Raw genomic sequence first — 790 nt, 5'->3', positions numbered from 1 at the left:
GGTCTGTTCAAGAGCGGCTGGGCGCAATTGCTGCAACTGGCCATCGAAAATCTCGACGGCGTGGTCATCGCTCGCGTCGAGGTCACCAGCGTGATCGCCGCGCACAAGGCCCAGGCGCAGCTTCCGGGACTGGCCAACGTCAAGAACGTCGTCGCCGTCGCGTCCGGCAAGGGCGGCGTGGGCAAATCCACTACCGCTGCCAACCTCGCGCTGGCGCTGGCCCGTGAAGGCGCCAAAGTCGGCATCCTCGACGCCGATATCTACGGCCCGAGCCAGGGCATCATGTTCGGCATCCCCGAGCGCACCCGTCCTGAGGTCAAGGATCAGAAGTGGTTCGTGCCGCTCAAGGCCCTCGGTGTGGAAGTCATGTCGATGGCGTTCCTGACCGACGACAACACGCCGATGGTCTGGCGCGGGCCGATGGTTTCCGGGGCGCTGCTGCAGTTGGTTACGCAAACCGCGTGGGGCGATCTGGATTATCTGGTCATCGACATGCCGCCAGGCACCGGCGACATTCAACTGACTCTGGCGCAGAAAGTCCCGGTGGCCGGTGCGGTGAGCGTCACTACGCCGCAGGACCTGGCGCTGCTCGACGCACGCAAAGGCGTGGAAATGTTCCGCAAGGTCAACATTCCGGTGCTGGGCGTGGTGGAAAACATGGCGGTGCACATCTGCTCGAACTGCGGGCATGCCGAACATCTGTTCGGTGAAGGCGGCGGCGAGAAGCTGGCCACCCAGTACGGCGTCGAACTGCTGGCCTCGCTGCCGCTGTCGATGCTGATCCGCGAAC

At 64.3% G+C, this 790-nt stretch carries 1 protein-coding gene; it reads left to right on the top strand.

Annotated features, from left to right (window positions below; translation table 11 throughout):
• Positions 1-790: iron-sulfur cluster carrier protein ApbC (gene apbC, locus J5M56_RS23670; protein WP_207937905.1), on the top strand; the 790-nt coding region annotated here is incomplete at both ends.

The organism is Pseudomonas sp. 51_B (assembly GCF_017491595.1).
Lineage (GTDB): Bacteria > Pseudomonadota > Gammaproteobacteria > Pseudomonadales > Pseudomonadaceae > Aquipseudomonas > Aquipseudomonas promysalinigenes.
The sequence above is the reverse complement of the archived record's forward strand: the minus strand, read 5'-3'. Positions and strand labels throughout refer to the sequence as shown.